General features: G+C 47.5%; 12 protein-coding genes. 5 read left to right on the top strand and 7 right to left on the bottom strand.

The features are described from left to right. Nucleotides 1-18: 18 nt before the first annotated feature. Nucleotides 19-1,863, top strand: a complete 1,845-nt coding sequence (asnB, locus tag ASG85_RS12910; RefSeq protein ID WP_057306192.1) for an asparagine synthase (glutamine-hydrolyzing) — start codon at nucleotides 19-21, stop codon at nucleotides 1,861-1,863. Between the two features lie 52 nt (nucleotides 1,864-1,915). Here asnB and ASG85_RS12905 read toward each other — a convergent pair whose 3' ends face one another. The 3 genes from ASG85_RS12905 to ASG85_RS12895 all read right to left on the bottom strand — a co-directional run bounded on the left by ASG85_RS12905 (nucleotide 1,916) and on the right by ASG85_RS12895 (nucleotide 4,515). Next, a complete protein-coding gene (locus ASG85_RS12905) occupies nucleotides 1,916-2,563 on the bottom strand; it encodes an XTP/dITP diphosphatase (RefSeq protein WP_060646435.1) in 648 nt (215 codons plus the stop codon). Further along, nucleotides 2,547-3,305, bottom strand: a complete 759-nt coding sequence (gene rph / locus ASG85_RS12900; protein WP_057306194.1) for a ribonuclease PH — start codon at nucleotides 3,303-3,305, stop codon at nucleotides 2,547-2,549. Before rph ends, ASG85_RS12905 begins: the two co-directional genes overlap by 17 nt. 196 nt (nucleotides 3,306-3,501) lie before the next feature. Further along, nucleotides 3,502-4,515 (bottom strand): GerMN domain-containing protein, encoded by a 1,014-nt coding sequence (locus tag ASG85_RS12895; RefSeq protein WP_060646434.1) that lies wholly within the window; start codon nucleotides 4,513-4,515, stop codon nucleotides 3,502-3,504. A gap of 289 nt (nucleotides 4,516-4,804) precedes the next feature. On the opposite strand from ASG85_RS12895, the gene ASG85_RS36940 reads away from it, so the two are divergent. Further along, complete coding sequence (locus ASG85_RS36940) at nucleotides 4,805-5,767, top strand: phosphatidylglycerophosphatase A (RefSeq protein ID WP_057306196.1); 963 nt, start codon at nucleotides 4,805-4,807, stop codon at nucleotides 5,765-5,767. 117 nt (nucleotides 5,768-5,884) lie between these two features. Here ASG85_RS36940 and ASG85_RS12885 read toward each other — a convergent pair whose 3' ends face one another. From ASG85_RS12885 to ASG85_RS12875, 3 genes are read right to left on the bottom strand one after another with little or no spacing between them, the layout of a single operon-like run. Continuing rightward, nucleotides 5,885-6,862 (bottom strand): MBL fold metallo-hydrolase, encoded by a 978-nt coding sequence (locus ASG85_RS12885; RefSeq protein ID WP_060646450.1) that lies wholly within the window; start codon nucleotides 6,860-6,862, stop codon nucleotides 5,885-5,887. 10 nt (nucleotides 6,863-6,872) lie between these two features. Further along, complete coding sequence (locus ASG85_RS12880) at nucleotides 6,873-7,604, bottom strand: class I SAM-dependent methyltransferase (protein WP_060646433.1); 732 nt, start codon at nucleotides 7,602-7,604, stop codon at nucleotides 6,873-6,875. A gap of 19 nt (nucleotides 7,605-7,623) precedes the next feature. Next, the gene (locus tag ASG85_RS12875) at nucleotides 7,624-8,328 is read right to left on the bottom strand and encodes a DUF6483 family protein (protein ID WP_156396552.1); all 705 of its coding nucleotides are present in this window, start codon (nucleotides 8,326-8,328) and stop codon (nucleotides 7,624-7,626) included. A gap of 192 nt (nucleotides 8,329-8,520) precedes the next feature. Between ASG85_RS12875 and ASG85_RS12870 the strand changes: the two genes are divergently transcribed. Then, nucleotides 8,521-8,742 (top strand): helix-turn-helix domain-containing protein, encoded by a 222-nt coding sequence (locus ASG85_RS12870; protein ID WP_028556998.1) that lies wholly within the window; start codon nucleotides 8,521-8,523, stop codon nucleotides 8,740-8,742. Nucleotides 8,743-8,935: 193 nt separating this feature from the next. After that, the gene (locus tag ASG85_RS12865) at nucleotides 8,936-9,121 is read left to right on the top strand and encodes a hypothetical protein (RefSeq protein WP_057306199.1); all 186 of its coding nucleotides are present in this window, start codon (nucleotides 8,936-8,938) and stop codon (nucleotides 9,119-9,121) included. 1,055 nt (nucleotides 9,122-10,176) lie between these two features. On the opposite strand, the gene ASG85_RS36655 is transcribed toward ASG85_RS12865, so the two are convergent. After that, entirely contained in the window at nucleotides 10,177-12,198 is a 2,022-nt protein-coding gene (locus ASG85_RS36655) for an S-layer homology domain-containing protein (protein ID WP_063860273.1), read from the bottom strand. Between the two features lie 216 nt (nucleotides 12,199-12,414). On the opposite strand from ASG85_RS36655, the gene ASG85_RS12855 reads away from it, so the two are divergent. Then, complete coding sequence (locus ASG85_RS12855) at nucleotides 12,415-16,809, top strand: DEAD/DEAH box helicase (RefSeq protein ID WP_321166586.1); 4,395 nt, start codon at nucleotides 12,415-12,417, stop codon at nucleotides 16,807-16,809. The last annotated feature ends 85 nt before the right edge of the window (nucleotides 16,810-16,894 follow it).

Here is a 16,894-nt window from a genome sequence, read left to right as displayed (position 1 = left end):
AGAAAGGAAGGAACGTCTATGTGCGGAATAACGGGTTGGATAGATTGGCGGAAAGACTTGACCGGGTACCCGTCCATTCTAGAAAATATGACGGAAACGCTCCATTTGCGTGGACCTGATGCTTCTGGTACATGGATTTCACAGCATTGTGCCCTCGGCCATCGACGTCTTAGTGTAATGGATCCGGAAAACGGCGCTCAGCCCATGGTACGGAAACAAGGAGACTACACGTATACGATCGTATATAATGGCGAACTCTATAACGCCCCTGAACTCAAAAAGGAGCTCGAACTTCGTGGACATCATTTCCGCACGACCTGTGATACAGAGGTGCTGCTCGTTGCCTTTATTGAGTGGGGGAGAGCTTGTGTAGATCGACTGAATGGCATTTTCGCTTTCGCGGCCTGGAATGATCAAGAACAATCCCTTTATTTAGTCAGAGATCGGCTTGGCGTAAAGCCGCTTTTTTATTCTCATCAAAATAGTGTGCTTCTATTCGGCTCTGAGCCGAAAGCCATACTCGCGCACCCCGACTTTCAAGCAGAGGTTGGTGCTGAAGGCTTGGCCGAAATTTTCGCAGTAGGTCCAGCTCGCACACCTGGTCATGGCATTTATCGCAACATGTCAGAGCTTAAACCAGGACAATGCGCAGTATTTGACCGCAATGGCTTATCCATCCGTACGTACTGGAAGCTCGAAAGCCACCAGCATTCGGACGATATTGCTGCTACGGCATTGCAAGTTCAACAACTGCTTAGAGACACATCCCAACGTCAACTTGTGTCTGATGTACCCATTTGTACCCTTCTATCTGGTGGACTGGATTCTAGTGCACTTACTGCACTTGCCTCTGCTCATTACAAAGAAAGCGGGCAAGGCGCTCTGCATACCTTTTCCGTTGATTACAAAGATAATGACAAGCATTTTAAAGCCAACATATTTCAGCCAAATTCAGATGCACCTTGGATTAAACGGATGACAGAGCATCTAGGAACCGAGCATCACTATATTGAATTCGACACACCCGAGCTTGTTGAATCTCTGAAAACAGCAGTATTTGCCCGTGATACACCAGGCATGGCTGATGTTGATGGGTCTCTTTATTTATTTTGCCGTGAGATCAAAAAAGAAGCGACGGTTGCCATTTCCGGCGAAGCAGCTGACGAAATATTCGGTGGATACCCTTGGTTCCACAACGAAGAAGCTTTGGCAGCAAATACGTTCCCTTGGTCTTTAAAACTTAACAATCGCGTCGACCTGCTGGCTCCAGATCTTGTGGATTGGATCAAACCAGTCGAGTATGTCAATAATCGATACCAGCAAGCGCTCAGCGAAGTGCCGCGGTTAGCTGGGGAAACGCAGCAGCAAAACCGTATGCGAGAAATGTCTTACTTAAACATTACCCGGTTCATGCCGACACTTCTAGATCGAAAAGACCGTATGAGTATGGCCGTCGGACTTGAAGTCCGCGTCCCTTTCTGTGATCACCGTCTTGTTGAGTATGTCTGGAATATTCCCTGGGAAATCAAAACATCGGGTGATCGGGAGAAAGGCATTTTGCGTAAAGCGCTCAAAGGTGTTCTTCCTGAGGATGTACTAACTCGCAAGAAAAGTCCGTATCCCAAAACACACAATCCTAACTACTTAGCAGCTGTGAGAAAATGGGTTCTGGAAATTCTGGATGACCCCAGCTCACCCTTACTTCCCTTCATTGATGTTAAGAAAATCCGCGCACTTGCCAGCTCAGAGACGAATGATTTCGATCTCCCATGGTTTGGTCAATTGATGACAGGTCCTCAACTATTCGCCTATTTGGCACAAGTAGATACTTGGTTACGTTCCTATAAAATATCCATCCGATAAATGAAAAACCTGCTACCCACCTATAAAGTGGAAGCAGGTTTTCTTCATGAAATTACCCGTTCTGATCAGGGAGTCTATCCAAGAACATGCGCAAAGCTTTGGCTCGATGGCTTATCTCATTCTTCTCTTCCACCGTTAATTCAGCCATTGTTCTCCCAAGAGCAGGGATATAAAACAACGGATCATAGCCGAAGCCGCTTTCGCCACGTTCTTCCCCAATGATGTAACCGCGGCAAGAGTCCTCCGCTTCAATCACTTCATTCGCTACAGGATCGATGAGTGTAAGCGCACAAACATAGGATGCCTCGCTAAGAAGCTTTGGGTGCTCTGCACCATCAGGCAATCCTTCTACCGAGTCTGCCTCGCGTAATGCTTGCAGCAACTTAGCATTATTGTCCGCATCCGTAGCATCCTCTCCAGCATACCTGGCAGAATAAACACCCGGTTCGCCATTCAAAGCCGCTACACACAAACCTGAATCATCGGCAAGAACCGGCACATGGAGATGTGCCGAAATAATCTGCGCTTTTATCCGTGCATTTTCTGCAAACGTCGCTCCGCTCTCCACGATTTCCGGAAGATCCGTATAGTCCGTTAAGCTGCGAACTTTATAGCCTTTTGCTCCAAAAAGCTTCGCAAACTCTTTGACTTTGCCCTCGTTACGCGTCGCAATAACGACGAAATTACTTTGTAGCAGCATGATGTACACCTCGAATGCGATCAGCGATCGGGCCTAATACTTTAGATTGCTCTTCAATCATCGTATGGATGCCTGTTTCAGCAAGAGCGAGCAATTCATCCAGTTCCTTACGGGAAAAAGGAGCATCCTCGCCTGTTCCTTGGATTTCTACGAATTGACCCTGCCCCGTCATCACGACGTTCATATCTACTTTAGCATGTGAATCTTCTTCATAATTCAGATCCAGCCGCGGTGTTTGGCCGATAACACCAACACTCACAGAAGCAAGAAAGTCGTTAATCGGGAATTTGGCTAATTTTTTGTCTGTCGCCAACTTGTCCATGGCAAATGCCATAGCAACAAAAGCACCGGTAATTGACGTTGTACGAGTTCCGCCATCCGCTTGAATAACATCGCAATCCAGAGTTATGGATCTTTCGCCTAATGCTTCCAAATTCACCACGGAACGAAGCGCACGGCCGATAAGACGCTGAATCTCCATCGTACGTCCACCCAGCTTACCTTTGGCAGCTTCACGCTGATTTCTAACCTGCGTAGCCCGAGGCAGCATCGAATATTCGGCTGTTACCCAACCTTTCCCTTGACCTTTCATAAAAGGAGGTACGCGTTCTTCAATCGTCGCTGTACAAATCACTTTGGTATCCCCGACCTCAATAAGCACCGAGCCTTCCGCGTGTTTTATATAATGAGGGGTTATTTTCATAGGTCGCAGTTCTTGATTCGTTCTTCCGCCAATTCTCATAAATGTTGTTCTCCTCCTGTTGCTTCCATCAGAAGCTTTGTTCCTACGCCCCATTGTAGCAAAGTAGCCAGCGAAAAGCACCCCAAGCCATAAACAATGATGTCGAACATGATTATAATGCTGAGAAAACCCCTATGCAAGCGCTTTGTCAAAGTCAGCGCTTTTGCATAGAGGTCGTTAGAACCGGGCAAGCTTCTTAAAGCTTAGCCGGATTAATATGAGCAGTTTTAGTTACAGGTTTCACTGCGCCATCCACTTTAATTTGGACTTGTTTAAAGCTTGTGTTCTCCGTCAATGAAAGAATTACAGACTGCATAGCCTCTGCGGATGCTTTCTGATCGGCGCCAAGGAATTTGTTGGAGAAGTCAACCGTTATAACGCCATCTGCCGGCTTAATGCTCTTCACTTCCGTTGTAGCATTCAGAACAGCAGCCAGACCTTTCTTCTGGTCAGGCCCTTTGATCAATTGTTCGACGACCGCTTTCGCGATATCATCTGTCCTTTTGACGAGCCTTGTAACAGGTACATAATATTTGTAATTTTGATCATTTTGATTCAAGAAATAGAGTGTAACCGGTGTGGACTGACCAAATTCAGCGTCCTCAGCCTTCTCAATGTTGATCCCCATAGAGCGTGCAAGAGGTGTATCCAGCGGTGTCTTCCCTTTCGGCATCTCCTTCAGATCTTTCCCATCTACACGCAGCTGTACTTTCTCTACGGTTGGGAAGCTCGTCAGGTTCCAAGTGATGGCCTCCAAAATCTTTCTCTCATTCGGCCCATCGTAATTGAGGAACTCCTTAGAGAAATCAACAATGGCACGCTTGTCTGATGTAACATTCAAACTAACAACCTTCGTACCTTTAGGCAGCAGTGCTTGGAAACCCGATGGAAGCAAACTTGCTACCGGTCCTCCGTCCACCATATACTCGAGAGTCGTTTTGGCGACAGAAACCGTTTTTGGTAATCCAAGACTAAGTGGAGCAACGAATCCTTTAGCATCTTTCACATAAACCGTCATCTGTGATGAATTGTCCTCGATCATATCGATCGTAACGGCCGCTGATGTCGTCTTCGCGTCAGCTTCCGCACCCGTTGTCGGAGGTGCATCGATGTCACTTTTCTTTCCAGTGCCCAGAACCGAACATCCCGTGGTCAGCAAGGCAATTACCCCCGCGATAGCGGCTGAACGAATCCAATGTTGATGTTTCATTAGCTTATTTCCTCCTCCAAGTTTTCGCAGAAGCTTTCTGAAGCATCTGCCCTGTATTTTCTTTGCATGGCCTGTACATTGCTTTTTCGTATTATTATTTATACGGGGCTTTGTCCGATTTATAACTACTTTTTGTCCTCAATTGAAAAAAAGTCATGCACTAGGATTTAACCCCTGCGCCTGTATAACAAAGCAACAAGTAAAATTCTGGGGGTCACCTTCCTTCGGCATTTTTTAAAGATATGCTATACTCAAAAATAAAGAATTAACCTAATTCGGAGGCGCTTCAATGAGAACATTCCTTAAAGAAAAAGCAAACATTTTCAACGAATTCCGTGAAGAGGTTTTCAGTCACTATTCCCAAGCTGACATCGAAGAAGCTGTTGCTCGCTTACTCGTCGAAATCAAAGGAATTAAGAAAATTCCCTATGAAACGATCACAACAACCTTGCTAGGTGTATTAAGCAAAACAGAAACCTATAACGTTATGTCCACGCTCATGGAGCTCCAAAAGAAGGTCAAACATGATTCCGAGCTCCTAGCTAGTATGAAGGACCCCTCATATAATGTTCATCGCACCATTGCTATGTCTATCTGTGGCCTATATGGCAGCGGCGCGATTTCTCTTTTTGGATTTATGGATTGTAAATTCCGATTCTTTTTTCCGACCAAACGTCCTAAATCTTTCATTTCCAAAGGGATCTGCGCCATTGTTGCCTCAACGGCCAGTTCAATCATTTCTGAAAATGTGAAAGAGGACTATACCGAACGTAACCTGGCTTTGTTCGCATCGAGAGGAGTGGCTTTGGAGGATATGGTGGACATTCTGGATCAGCTTCAACGTCCTTACAATCCGGATATGGAGCGCAGCCTTTGTGAAGAGCATGTTCTTGGCGTATTACGAAAACAGCAAACTTTCCACGCCCTCCAATTGGCGATCAAAATTGATACAGCCGTTGAAGCCGAAGAATTTAATCCCCAGTACAATCATATTGTTGGAGAAGACGAAGGGCTTTTCGGGGTTGATGAAAGCATCGCAACAGCCGTCCCACTCATGTATGGAACCATTGCGCTCACGAATTTCGGATACCTCGACAAAGAGAAAATCGGGATTATTAAAGACCTCGATAGCGATCATTCAGAAGGTAAATGCAATACGTTTATCGATGATATGGTATGTGGCATCGTAGCTGCCGCCTGTGGACGATTGGCGCATAATAATATTCCTACTTATAGTAAGCCTTTGAAGTAAGTAAGTTGAAGATGCTGGTTATTGAAGAATTGCCAATGTAGGGGAATAGACAATGCACTTCCCTTGAAAATAATAAAGCCTCCAAACCCGCATAACGGGTCTTGGAGGCTTCTGTATTTATTTCGATATCGCTACATATTGAATAAGCTCCGCGGCGGGGTCTACCTGTTGGATGCGGCCTTCTGATTCCAGCAGAATGAGGTGAGCGATCGTCTCCGACAGCGCGAACCTCATCTGGTGTATGCTCAGCCGGTCGCCGAACGTCGCGCGGCACACCTCATAAGCGCTAAGCGGCGCGCTTAGCTGCCCCTCCATGAGCGCAAGCCGCTCATGATGATGGCGCACAAGCTCCTCTGCGCGTGCGCCAAAGCCGGACCATGGCTCCCGGTGCCCCGGGTAAGCCATCTTCACAGGCAGCCTGCCGATCTCCTGCAGGCTGCTGAGGTACGCGCCGAGCGGGTTTTCTTCCACCTGCGGAAGGAAGGAAACATTCGGCGATATTTGCGGCAGGACATGGTCGCCGCAAAAGATCACCTCCGCCGCGGCGTCGTAGAAGATCAGATGACCCGCGGCATGGCCGGGGGTCTCGATGGCTTCGTACACGCGGTCCCCGAGGCGCACAGGCCCTTCAGGCAGCACCGTCACCTGTGGCTGCGGCGACACCAGCGAGACGAAGCTCACCATGTGCTTCGTCATCTCGATCAGCCCGGCTTCCGGGAAGCCGTGCCGGGCAAAGAGCGTCAGGAGCAGCGCCGACATCGGCTGCTCCGGGCCCCACAGGAGCTGCACCTGCGCTAAGCCGGTCTCCGAAAGGAGAACCGGCGCGCCCGTGCGCTCCTGGAACCAACCCGCCATCCCGTAATGATCGGGATGGTGGTGGGTGAGCACGATTTGCTCCACGTGCTCGAAACCGATCCCGCGCTCCTGCAGCACCTGCTGCCAGAGCGCTTCCGCATCCGGGGTGTGGAGCCCCGGATCAATCACGGTATATCCGTTGCTACCTCGTACGAGGTAAGCATTCACCCATCGCAGAGGAAAAGGCAGCGGAACTTTCACTTGCGTGATCTCATCCGTATGTTCAGTCACGATGTTCATTTCCAAGTACTCATCCTTCCTTATGCCCTACAAAAATCAACCGGCTAGATGCTTCAGCATTATAAGCCTGTCCATCATATTCACCGTAAACATGATCAATATGTAAACCCGCTTTTAACAGCATAGCTTCAAACGCCGTTCGATCATACAACTTAACCTGCTCCAGATAATGCCGATCCGCAGTACCTTTTTGCGAAATCACGATCCGTTTACGCACACAGCCATCTTCAATGGCTCTTACTTCACGAATTAATAAATCTTTTTCCGATCGCTCCGATTGAAGAACGAGATTCGACTGAACATAAACCGGATTCAAGAAATCGATGATGAAACGGCCGCCCTCTTTTAGTAGCCGACGAATTTCATGAAGCACCTTCTCATTCTGTTCATCCTCATCAAAATAGCCAAACGAAGTAAACAAATTAACGACAGCATCGTACTGCCGATCGAGCGGTACTTCACGCATATCTCCGCGCAGCCATGTTACTTGCTTACCATCGTCTAACTTAACCGCCTCATTCAAAAGCACCTCGGATAAATCCACGCCTGTTACATCGTAACCGAAATCAGCCAGCGCCATAGAATGACGGCCCATGCCGCAGCATAAATCAAGCACTTCGGCCCCTTGCTTTAGCCCCAGCCAATCGATCATCTTCTTCACTTCATGATAAGCACCTTGCAAATCTCTGTGTTTATAAACAATTAAATAATCATTTCCAAAACTTTCCCGATACCAAGCCATTTCTTTACACCTTCAATTTCTACGATTTATAAATGTTAGGAAGTTCAAATGATTGCAATTTCTGCTTCACAATACGCAAACCATCAAACGCTTCTTCTTTGCTAAAATTGCCTGCTTTCAGGAGTTCTTCTTCCATATCCATTAATTTTTCGTAAAAGCTTACCCCTTGTTCGAGTATGACCGATCGATCCGGATGATCTTCCATATAATGAAATAAAACATCCTCTACTTTGGCGTAATTGCCCTGTTTCTCATAATGCGCGAAAAGAAGCTGCTTGATCTCCTCCGGGATGATCCATCCTTGAAGACGTTCCAAGCTCTGGTTCAATCGGGACGTGATCTCATCGTTCACTTCATTCCTAGGTTCAACTTCCGGTGAGAGTGACAGGTGAAGCAGCAAATCTACGGATTTCAGATAAGCGTGATAAGCCTCATCAGTCTGTTCATGCCGCTGAAGCAGGTCGCCTTGTCCTACAAACATATCGCTAAGCACCAGGGCTTTGGCGGTATCCACGCTGCCATGATAGGACAATAAATCAAGGATATCCTTACTCGATAATGCCTGCAAAGAGCGAATATTCAGCCCCAATAGATGGCGACTTGCCTCATCCAGCTGCTGCTGGGCATCTTCAAATGGGATATGTTCCTTATTAAAAAGTATGCGATGCAGCACCACGGTCATTTGCTCAATCTGCCGCATAAAATAATCACGCTTGAACATCATTTGAGCCTCCTTTGTTCAAAAGAAATGCTTCATTTTAGCTTACCACGCCACGGTAGGAAACTCAAAAGGGGATATCGCCTATTTTTATGCATATACCGCACCATTGACAACAGCCCTTCATAAACTAATTTTGACTGTATCCCTAAACCTTGTATTTCCCAATACCCGAGCAAGGAGGGGTGACACACATCCATGGGCAGCGACCACAAAAACAAATTTCTACTTACTAACCGCGAAAGAGAAGTATTCGAACTCTTAGTACAAGACAAAACCACGAAAGATATCGCGCAGCAGCTTTTCATAAGCGAAAAGACTGTGAGGAATCACATTTCTAACGTCATGCAAAAGCTGAACGTAAAGGGTCGTTCACAAGCGGTTGTAGAACTGATCAAGCTTGGGGAATTAAAGATCTGATTCCGTCAACAGACGGATCCATGTAAGCCTTTGAGCCTCCCTGTGGAGGATTCAAGGGCTTTTATGTTTGACAGGATGATTAGAAATCATCCAAATATTGAAAGTTTTGTTAACCCGATGTTTCGACAACAAGTGACTTGGGGCATGTACTATGATACATATATCATTCATTATTAGGAGGTTATTATGTTAAATGGTTGAAGCAACCAATGATCAAAAAAACATTTTTTCACTTTCAACGCTTCTGAATATAGAACCCAAAATTCTGCTTAAACTCTGCCATTATATTGAATCTAGAGGATATTTCTTTACGAAATCAGAAGAGGGTACCCTTCAATTTAATGATAGAGATATTGCTGTTATCCTGGCCCATTACTGAAGGGCTTTTTTCTTTGTGCTTCCATTTAAAAAAATTATCGTAATCTAATTGGTCCTTCATGAGGGCTGATTAGATTAGCAATATATAGAATGATCATTCAATCTAACAGAGCTTGTAGTACGAGCTTAAGCACTCGTCGACAGAGTCTGAGAATTCAGAAAACAGCTTCTCAGCAGATCGTCACGCGTACGTTTTCAATAAGCGCCGAAAACGCGCTTATTCAGGAGCGACCGAACAAATAAGCGCGAAAACCGCGCTTACAACGAGAGCTCTGCGAGCCGAAGCTCGTTGACAGAGTCCAAGAAGCCGGAAATCGACTTCTCAGCTGACTGTCCCGCGCGTCCGCGCTGAATAAGCGCCGAAAACGCGCTTATTCAGGAGCGGCTGGACAAATAAGCGCGAAATTCGCGCTTACAGCGAGAGCTCTGCGAGCCGAAGCTCGTTGACAGAGTCTGAGAAGCCGGAAATCGACTTCTCAGCTGACTGTCCTGCGCGTACGTTTTGAATAAGCGCGGAAAACGTGCTTATTCTGGAGCGCCCGAACAAATAAGCGCGAAAACCGCGCTTACAGTGATAGCTCTGCGAGCCGATGCTCGTAGACAGAGTCTGAGAAGTCCAAATATCGACTTCTCAGCTGACTGTCCTGCGCGTACGTTTTGAATAAGCGCGGGAAACGTGCTTATTCTGGAGCGCCCGAACAAATAAGCTCGGAAAAAGCGCTTATTCTGGAGCACACGAATAAAAAAGTAGCTGTCCAAGAAGCCGCCAAAGATGCCTGAGAGATAAACAGTGCACGCAGTGTTTGCCGACCTGTGACGCAATGATGAAAAGTATCGTTACAGCATTAAAGTGATGATTGTGCTCCCTTGTAACAATGTAAAACATCGTTGCAGCAATCGCAATGCTGCTGCAACTCGAATCTAACGATGAAATACATCATTGCAGCAAAAGTGGCCGTGCAAATTCACCGAAGACGACTGTGAGTTAAGCTTTACGGCAAAACAAAACCAAAAAAAGAAGCCCCCCATAAATCTGAGTGGGCTTCTTTTCGCATATTATTTGATTGTGATGGAGGTTACGAGCCTATTAACACCTTTAAGCTGTATAAGATTTCCTTCTTTGAATAAGGCTAGGTTGCCAGAAAGCGTGACACCAGAGGATACCTGATAGATCGTTGTTTGTTCCACACCATTAATGGTTTGAGTGATGGAAATCGTTGCAAGTTCACCTTGGGCATTGAGGGTAGTTCCTTTTAACTTTCCTAAAAGATCGAATGGTAGATTCGCATCAATCATTTTGGTGACTTCAATGTAAATGACTTTATTATCAGAGGTACGAATATCGACTTCATCGCCTACTTTTAAATCAACAGCTCTGACCTTCACGCCATTTCGATAGACAACGACGTTCGGATGAAGTGTGAATACAGTTGTAACTCCCGACTTCGTGAGCTTCAATTCATTGTTGCTTACCACAGCGATTACTGTACCGTTGTTTGTAATGGGTTGAACCATTTTGGTTACTTCAATATAAATGACTTTATTTTCGGAAGTGCGAATATTGACTTCATCTCCAACTTTCAGATCTGATGCATTGGCTTTCAACCCATTGCGATAGACGATAACATCCGCGTGAAGTGTTAACTCAAAAGTAACACCTGACTTCTGAAGCTTAAGTACGTTATTGCTAACGACTGCGCTAACTGTCCCGCTATTCGTAATGGCTTGTGCCGTTTGAGTTACTTCAATGAAAATGACTTTGTTGTCGGATGTGCGAACATTCACTTCATCGCCAACCAGCAAGGAGGCAGCAGTGACTTTCACGCCATTCCGATAAATGACCACATCTGGATGCAGAGTGTATGAAGTTGTAACTCCTGCTTTCGAAAGCTTAAGCACATTGTTACTAACGGTCGCGCTAACTGTCCCGCTGCTTGAAATAGGTACAATCGATTTGGTGACTTCGATGTAGATGATCTTATTATCCGAAGTGCGAATGTTAACTTCATCACCAACTTTTAGGTCAGACGCACTCACTTTAATGCCATTGCGATAAACGACAACATCCGGATGAAGCGGTAATGTAGAGGTAGCTCCTGCCTTCGTTAGCGTCAATGTATTATTCGTAACTGCCGCACTGACGGTACCGCTGTAGATAATCGATTGTACGGCATTGGTCACTTCGATGAAGACAATTTGACCATTAAATGTGCGTACTTTCACTACGTCCCCTACCTGTAAAGCAGATGCGTTTACTTTGGCCCCGTTCCGATAAATAAAAACGTCTGGATGCAAAGGATAGGTTGATGTTGTGCCTGAACTCGTAATACTAAGCGTGTTGTTGGTCACAACACTACTTACAGTTCCATTTATCGTGTTATTCCCTTGGTCTGGCAATTGTCCGCCCGTACGATCGAGTAAAGCTGCGAGCTGAGCCCGTGTTACCGGTTGATTAGGCCTAAACGTGTTGTCTTCGAAACCATCGATCAAACCTTTCTCGATGGCAACAGCTACATAACCCACAGCGCCTGCAGGAATTTGTTTCGCATCTTTAAATGGCAGTGTCGTGTTCATTTTCGCTTTCGCTTGAGCTTCCAACTTCAAAGCTTTAACTAAAAGTGTCGTCGCCCAAAGCCGGTCGCCTTCTTTTTGAGGCTGAACCATATCGTCATTTTCCGAGAACAAATCATTTTCTAATGCTACGGCTACATAACCGACAGCCCAAGAAGGAACTTTATCCGCATCTTTAAAATTCAAATGAGTGCTCATTTCTGCTGCTGATTCTGCTTGGCTGCGAAGTCCCATCAAACGAACGGCAGCCGTAATCGCTTCGATTCGGGAAACCGTATTATGAGGCTTAAAGGTACCATCTTCATACCCTTCAAACACACGTTTCGATGCTAAGCTCGCGATATAGCGTATCGCCCATTCTGCCGATTGCAAATCGTCAAAGGTGAGATGTATCTCAACCTTACTGTCATCTTTTTTATTTCCATTGTCTTTGGCTAATACTGCTGTGCCGCTTCCCATGATCATAACGAAAGCAAGTCCTGTCGCGATTACTTTTTTGAACGTCACGCTTTACACACTCTCCTTCTTTATTTGAATACTACATGTATCAGAAGAATTCGTTTGATTGGTTATTTTTAGGAGGGTAACCTTTTATTTTCCATTGAAAATTATTCCTTCATCCATCCAACAAAGTTATCAAGTACATCTTTAACCACTTTAGCATACGAGATATAAATAAACTGTCATATTCTGTCCCGCTGGCGATGACCCTCACAATATGCTATGTTGGAAGAAATTGTGAGCAAGGGAGCGAAGGCAATGACGGAAATAGCGCTGGATCTATCTCATTTTCATCCCGTTCTGAGGGCTTGGTTTGCTTCTCGTTTCGGTGAACCTACAGATGTTCAGAAGCAGGCATGGAAACAAATACGTTCTGGCACGCACACTCTCATCTCTTCCCCCACAGGCTCAGGTAAAACATTGGCAGCCTTACTGCCTTGTTTGGACGGAGTTCTTAAAAAGAAACAGGAACTTGAGGACATTTACACAGCCGGTGTTCGCGTGCTTGTCGTGACACCACTTAAAGCGCTGAATAACGATATTCATGATCATTTGATTCATTTTATGGCAGAAATTGAGGAGACCGCTTCCTCTTTCGAAAAGGAAAAGAAAACCGCCTGGCGGGGACTCACGATTGGGGTTCGTACCGGCGATACCAAACAAAGTACTCGGGCATCGATGCTGAAGCAGCCGCCAGATCTGCTGGTGACCACGCCAGAATCGTTGTATTTGCTGCTGACTTCTCCGCGCGCGAGAGAAATGCTAAAGAGCGTGGAACAAATCGTCGTCGACGAAATCCACGATCTGGCGGCGGACAAGCGCGGTATGCACTTGTCGCTCACGCTGGAACGGCTCAATGCGTGGTGCGGGCGATCCGTCCAGCGGATCGGCGTGTCAGCCACACAAAAGCCTATCGAGCGGGTCGCTCGTTATCTTGGCGGCTGGGAAGCTGACCAGCCTCGCAATGTTGCTATTATCGAGAGCAAAGCCGAGAAGCAGTATGCTCTTCAGGTGACGATGCCAGAACCTGCGCGGGCTGGGGCTGATAAAGAGGCGATATGGACGCCTCTTGTCGAACGTCTGCTGCAGCTCATGGAAGGCTGCAGCACAGTGCTGATCTTCGCAAATAGCCGCAGGCTTTGCGAACGATTGACCTTGCGACTCAATGACCATTTCGGTCATGAGATCGCGAGTAGCCACCACGGCAGCGTCGCCCGCGAGAAGCGGCTCGAAGTCGAGCGCTTGCTCAAGGCCGGCGAGCTTCGCTGCCTGGTTGCCACGTCGTCGCTGGAGCTCGGCATCGACGTCGGCCATGTCGATCTGGTGATCCAGATCGACTCGCCTTTCACCGCTGCCGCAGGCATCCAGCGGATCGGCCGCGCCGGCCACGCCGTCGGCAGTGTAAGCCGCGGCGTGCTGCTTGCACGCAGTCGCAGCCTGCTGCCGGAGCTGGCCGTGCTCAGCCGGCGGATCGCGGCGCGCGACATCGAGGCCATCCGCATCCCGCGAGGCAGTCTGGATGTCCTCGCGCAGCAGCTCGTCGCCATGGCAGCCATGGGCGACGAGCTGGATGTGCCGCGCCTAGAGCGCCTGCTCTCGCAGAGCGACTCCTTCCGCGAGCTGCCGCGTGAACGCTGGCTCGCGATGCTCGAGGTGCTCGCAGGGCTGTACCCCTTCGTGCGTCCGCTTATCGCATGGGATCGTGAAACCGACCGCTTAGAGCGGTTGGCAGCCACGCAGATGGCCGCGCTCACCGGCGCGGGCACAATCCCTCAGAGCACGGCATACCCCGTGCATCACAATGAAACCGGGCTTCACCTCGGTGAGCTGGATGAAGAGTTCATCCACGAATCGTCTGTTGGGGACGTATTTCAATTGGGTACGGCATCCTGGCGTATCGTCCGCAAACGCCCAGAGCGCATTTATGTCCAGGAAGCCGACAACCGTTACAGCGAAGTCCCCTTCTGGCGCGGGGAAACCGGCGGAAAGTCGTATGAGCTCGGCGTTCAAACGGGTCAATTATGGCGAGAACTGCGAGATCGTTTGCAGCCGCTTCCTCACACTCAAGCCGATCTCGACGTCCAAGACTGGCTGTTGGAGCATTTTCACTTTGATTCGGATGCTAGCCATGCGCTCATCAGTCTCGTTCGCAATCAGATTGCTGTAAATACGGTGCCGACAGATACAACCGTTGTCATCGAAACTTTCACTGATGAAAATAATCAAACCCATTATATTTTGCACAGCCTATTTGGTCGCACGCTCAACCGAACTTGGTTAATGGCTATCGAAAGGCATCTCAAACAAATAGGGCATACCGCCCTCTATACCAATGCGAAAGACAATGGCATCGAGTTCATTTTCCCTAGCTTCCATGAGTCGATTCTACATGCCATTATGTCCATCTCTTCTATAGAAGCAGAACAGTTCGTCATTGAGGCTGTGGCTGAATCCGGTATGTTCGGAGCCGCTTTCCAGCGACTCGCAGAAACGTCCTTGCTTCTTTCCCGCAGCTTCACACGTATGCCTGCTTGGATTAAGCGGCTGCGCGGACAAGAGCTCATGAAAGAGGCTCTGCCCTTTAAAGAACGTTTTCCTTTGTTTCAGGAAGCCATGCGAGAATGCCTGGAAGAGCATGTTGATATTCAGCATCTTCAGCGCATTTTGGAAGCCATTCATTCAGGAAATATCCAATTTGCCGTTCATCGCAACCATTTCCCATCGCCGCTCGCTGCGCAATTTAAATTCGACTACGTGTCGCAGAAATTATATGAATCCGATGCGTTAACGCAGGATTTGCAGGTTGAATTACTTGGCTTTAGCCGTCAAATGGCAGCCGACATTTTCGGGTCTGAGGCGATCCACAGCGCCGTTAGCCCTCAGGTCATCGAGGCAGAGGAACATAAACTCGCCCTTACGGATGAACCTTTAGCCTCTGCACGAGAGGTGTTTCGTTATTTGAAAGAACGAGGCGATTCCTCTTTGGCTGAACTCGTCCTAGCTAGTTCAGCATCCGAAGTAACTGTCACAGCATGGATCAATGATCTCCTTGGGCAAGGTAAGGCAGCAACAGCCTTTTTTTCGAAAGAGACCCGCTATATCTGTAGTGATGAATTAGAGTTCTATTCTTCACTTTCGGATTCTATGGTTGCCAGATCGTTTGTGTTTCAAAGATTTGCCGACGGGAAGCTCTCTTTCACTACGGCAGAATTGGCAGCCCGTTTTGAGGTAGATTCTGCCATTGCAGCTGATTGGGTTCAGAGCGCCGTTCAAGATGGTATGTTATCTGTTGCACCTTTTGCCGATCCGGAAATCGAGGAGCTGTGGACAAGCAGCAAGGTTGCTTCACGATTAATTCGTCTGTCCCTTCAGTCCTATCGACGTGGTGGCGAGGCCGTATCCCCGCTGACCTATATGACGCATATGCCGCTAAGGCGAAAACTCGCAGATAGAATTGACGTGCCTGGAATGGACCATCTCCGCGAGATTATTGAAGATTTGCAAGGCTTCTTCCTGCCTGTCTCACTTTGGGAGACTGTCTTATTTCCTACGCGTCAGCTATCGTACCGCAAACAGGACCTAGACACCTTGTGCTCGTCAGGTCAAATTGTCTGGATAGGCCGCAAAGAGCCCGACGAAAAGGAAGGCCTCATCGCCTTCTTTCTTGCAGAAAGCAGTTCGCTATATGAGCCCTGCCTCACTTTAGCCAACCAAAGACCAGCCTCACACCCTGAGCTCCTTAGCCTTTTGCAGAAAAAAGGGGCCATCTTTCTTAGCAAGCTGAGTATTGAAACAGGGCGAGCTCCTTCTTCCTTGTTAGAGGAGCTGCTGCAATTAGTGTGGGATGGACAGGCTGCTAACGACCAATTCGCTCCGCTTCGATTACATGCCGCAGCAGCTTCTAAGAAACCGGATAAATTCCAGTCAGGTCTTGGTCGATGGTATCCTCTCGATTCCTTGCTTAGCCCTGCTTTCGATAAGCAATCGTCAGCCATGCAGTGGACGCATCATCTGCTGGAGCGTTTTGGCATCATCACCAAAGATCTCATCTCTGCTCACTGCCCGTTTCCATGGGAAGCCATTCAGACAGCGCTTCGTCAGTTGGAAGAATGGGGTCTTGTCGTCAGAGGGCTATTCATTTCCGATTTACATGCTCTGCAGTTCGCATCCAAAGAATTCATCACTCGCCTGTACCAACATGCAGGTAACACTTCCGAGAGTCAACAAAAATTCACGCTTTTAAGTGCTATTGATCCGGCTAATCCCTTTGGACTGATTGTCCCATGGCCCGAGGTTTCAAACATTTCATTTTCACGTAAAAGTGGAAATTACTTAGCCCTCAAAGGCAGTAAGTGGTTGTATTGGATCGAGAATAATGGCAAGCGGATTTATCAAATTGCACCAGAAACGAACCAAAACGATGATCAGATGACCATCGTCCTTGAGCTAAAAAGTATGTTTCGGCAGTTTCTTAAACAACATCAATTACGTAAAATCGTTATCGAAGCTTGGAACGGCGTTCGTATCGCAGAAGCACCCGAACAGGAATATTTAAAACTTCTAGGCGCAGAAAAAGACCGCACCAGTCTAGTTCTTTGGCCAAGCCAGCTAAGCTGAGTGCGGCCTGCTCTTACCTTCTGCTTTAACCGCGGATGTAGAAGCACATGGATATCGGTTACCTTCCGGTCAGCTGGACATGACA

It is taken from the genome of Paenibacillus sp. Soil724D2, assembly GCF_001427935.1.
Classification (GTDB): domain Bacteria; phylum Bacillota; class Bacilli; order Paenibacillales; family NBRC-103111; genus Paenibacillus_E.
This window is presented reverse-complemented; position numbering and strand designations above follow the sequence as displayed.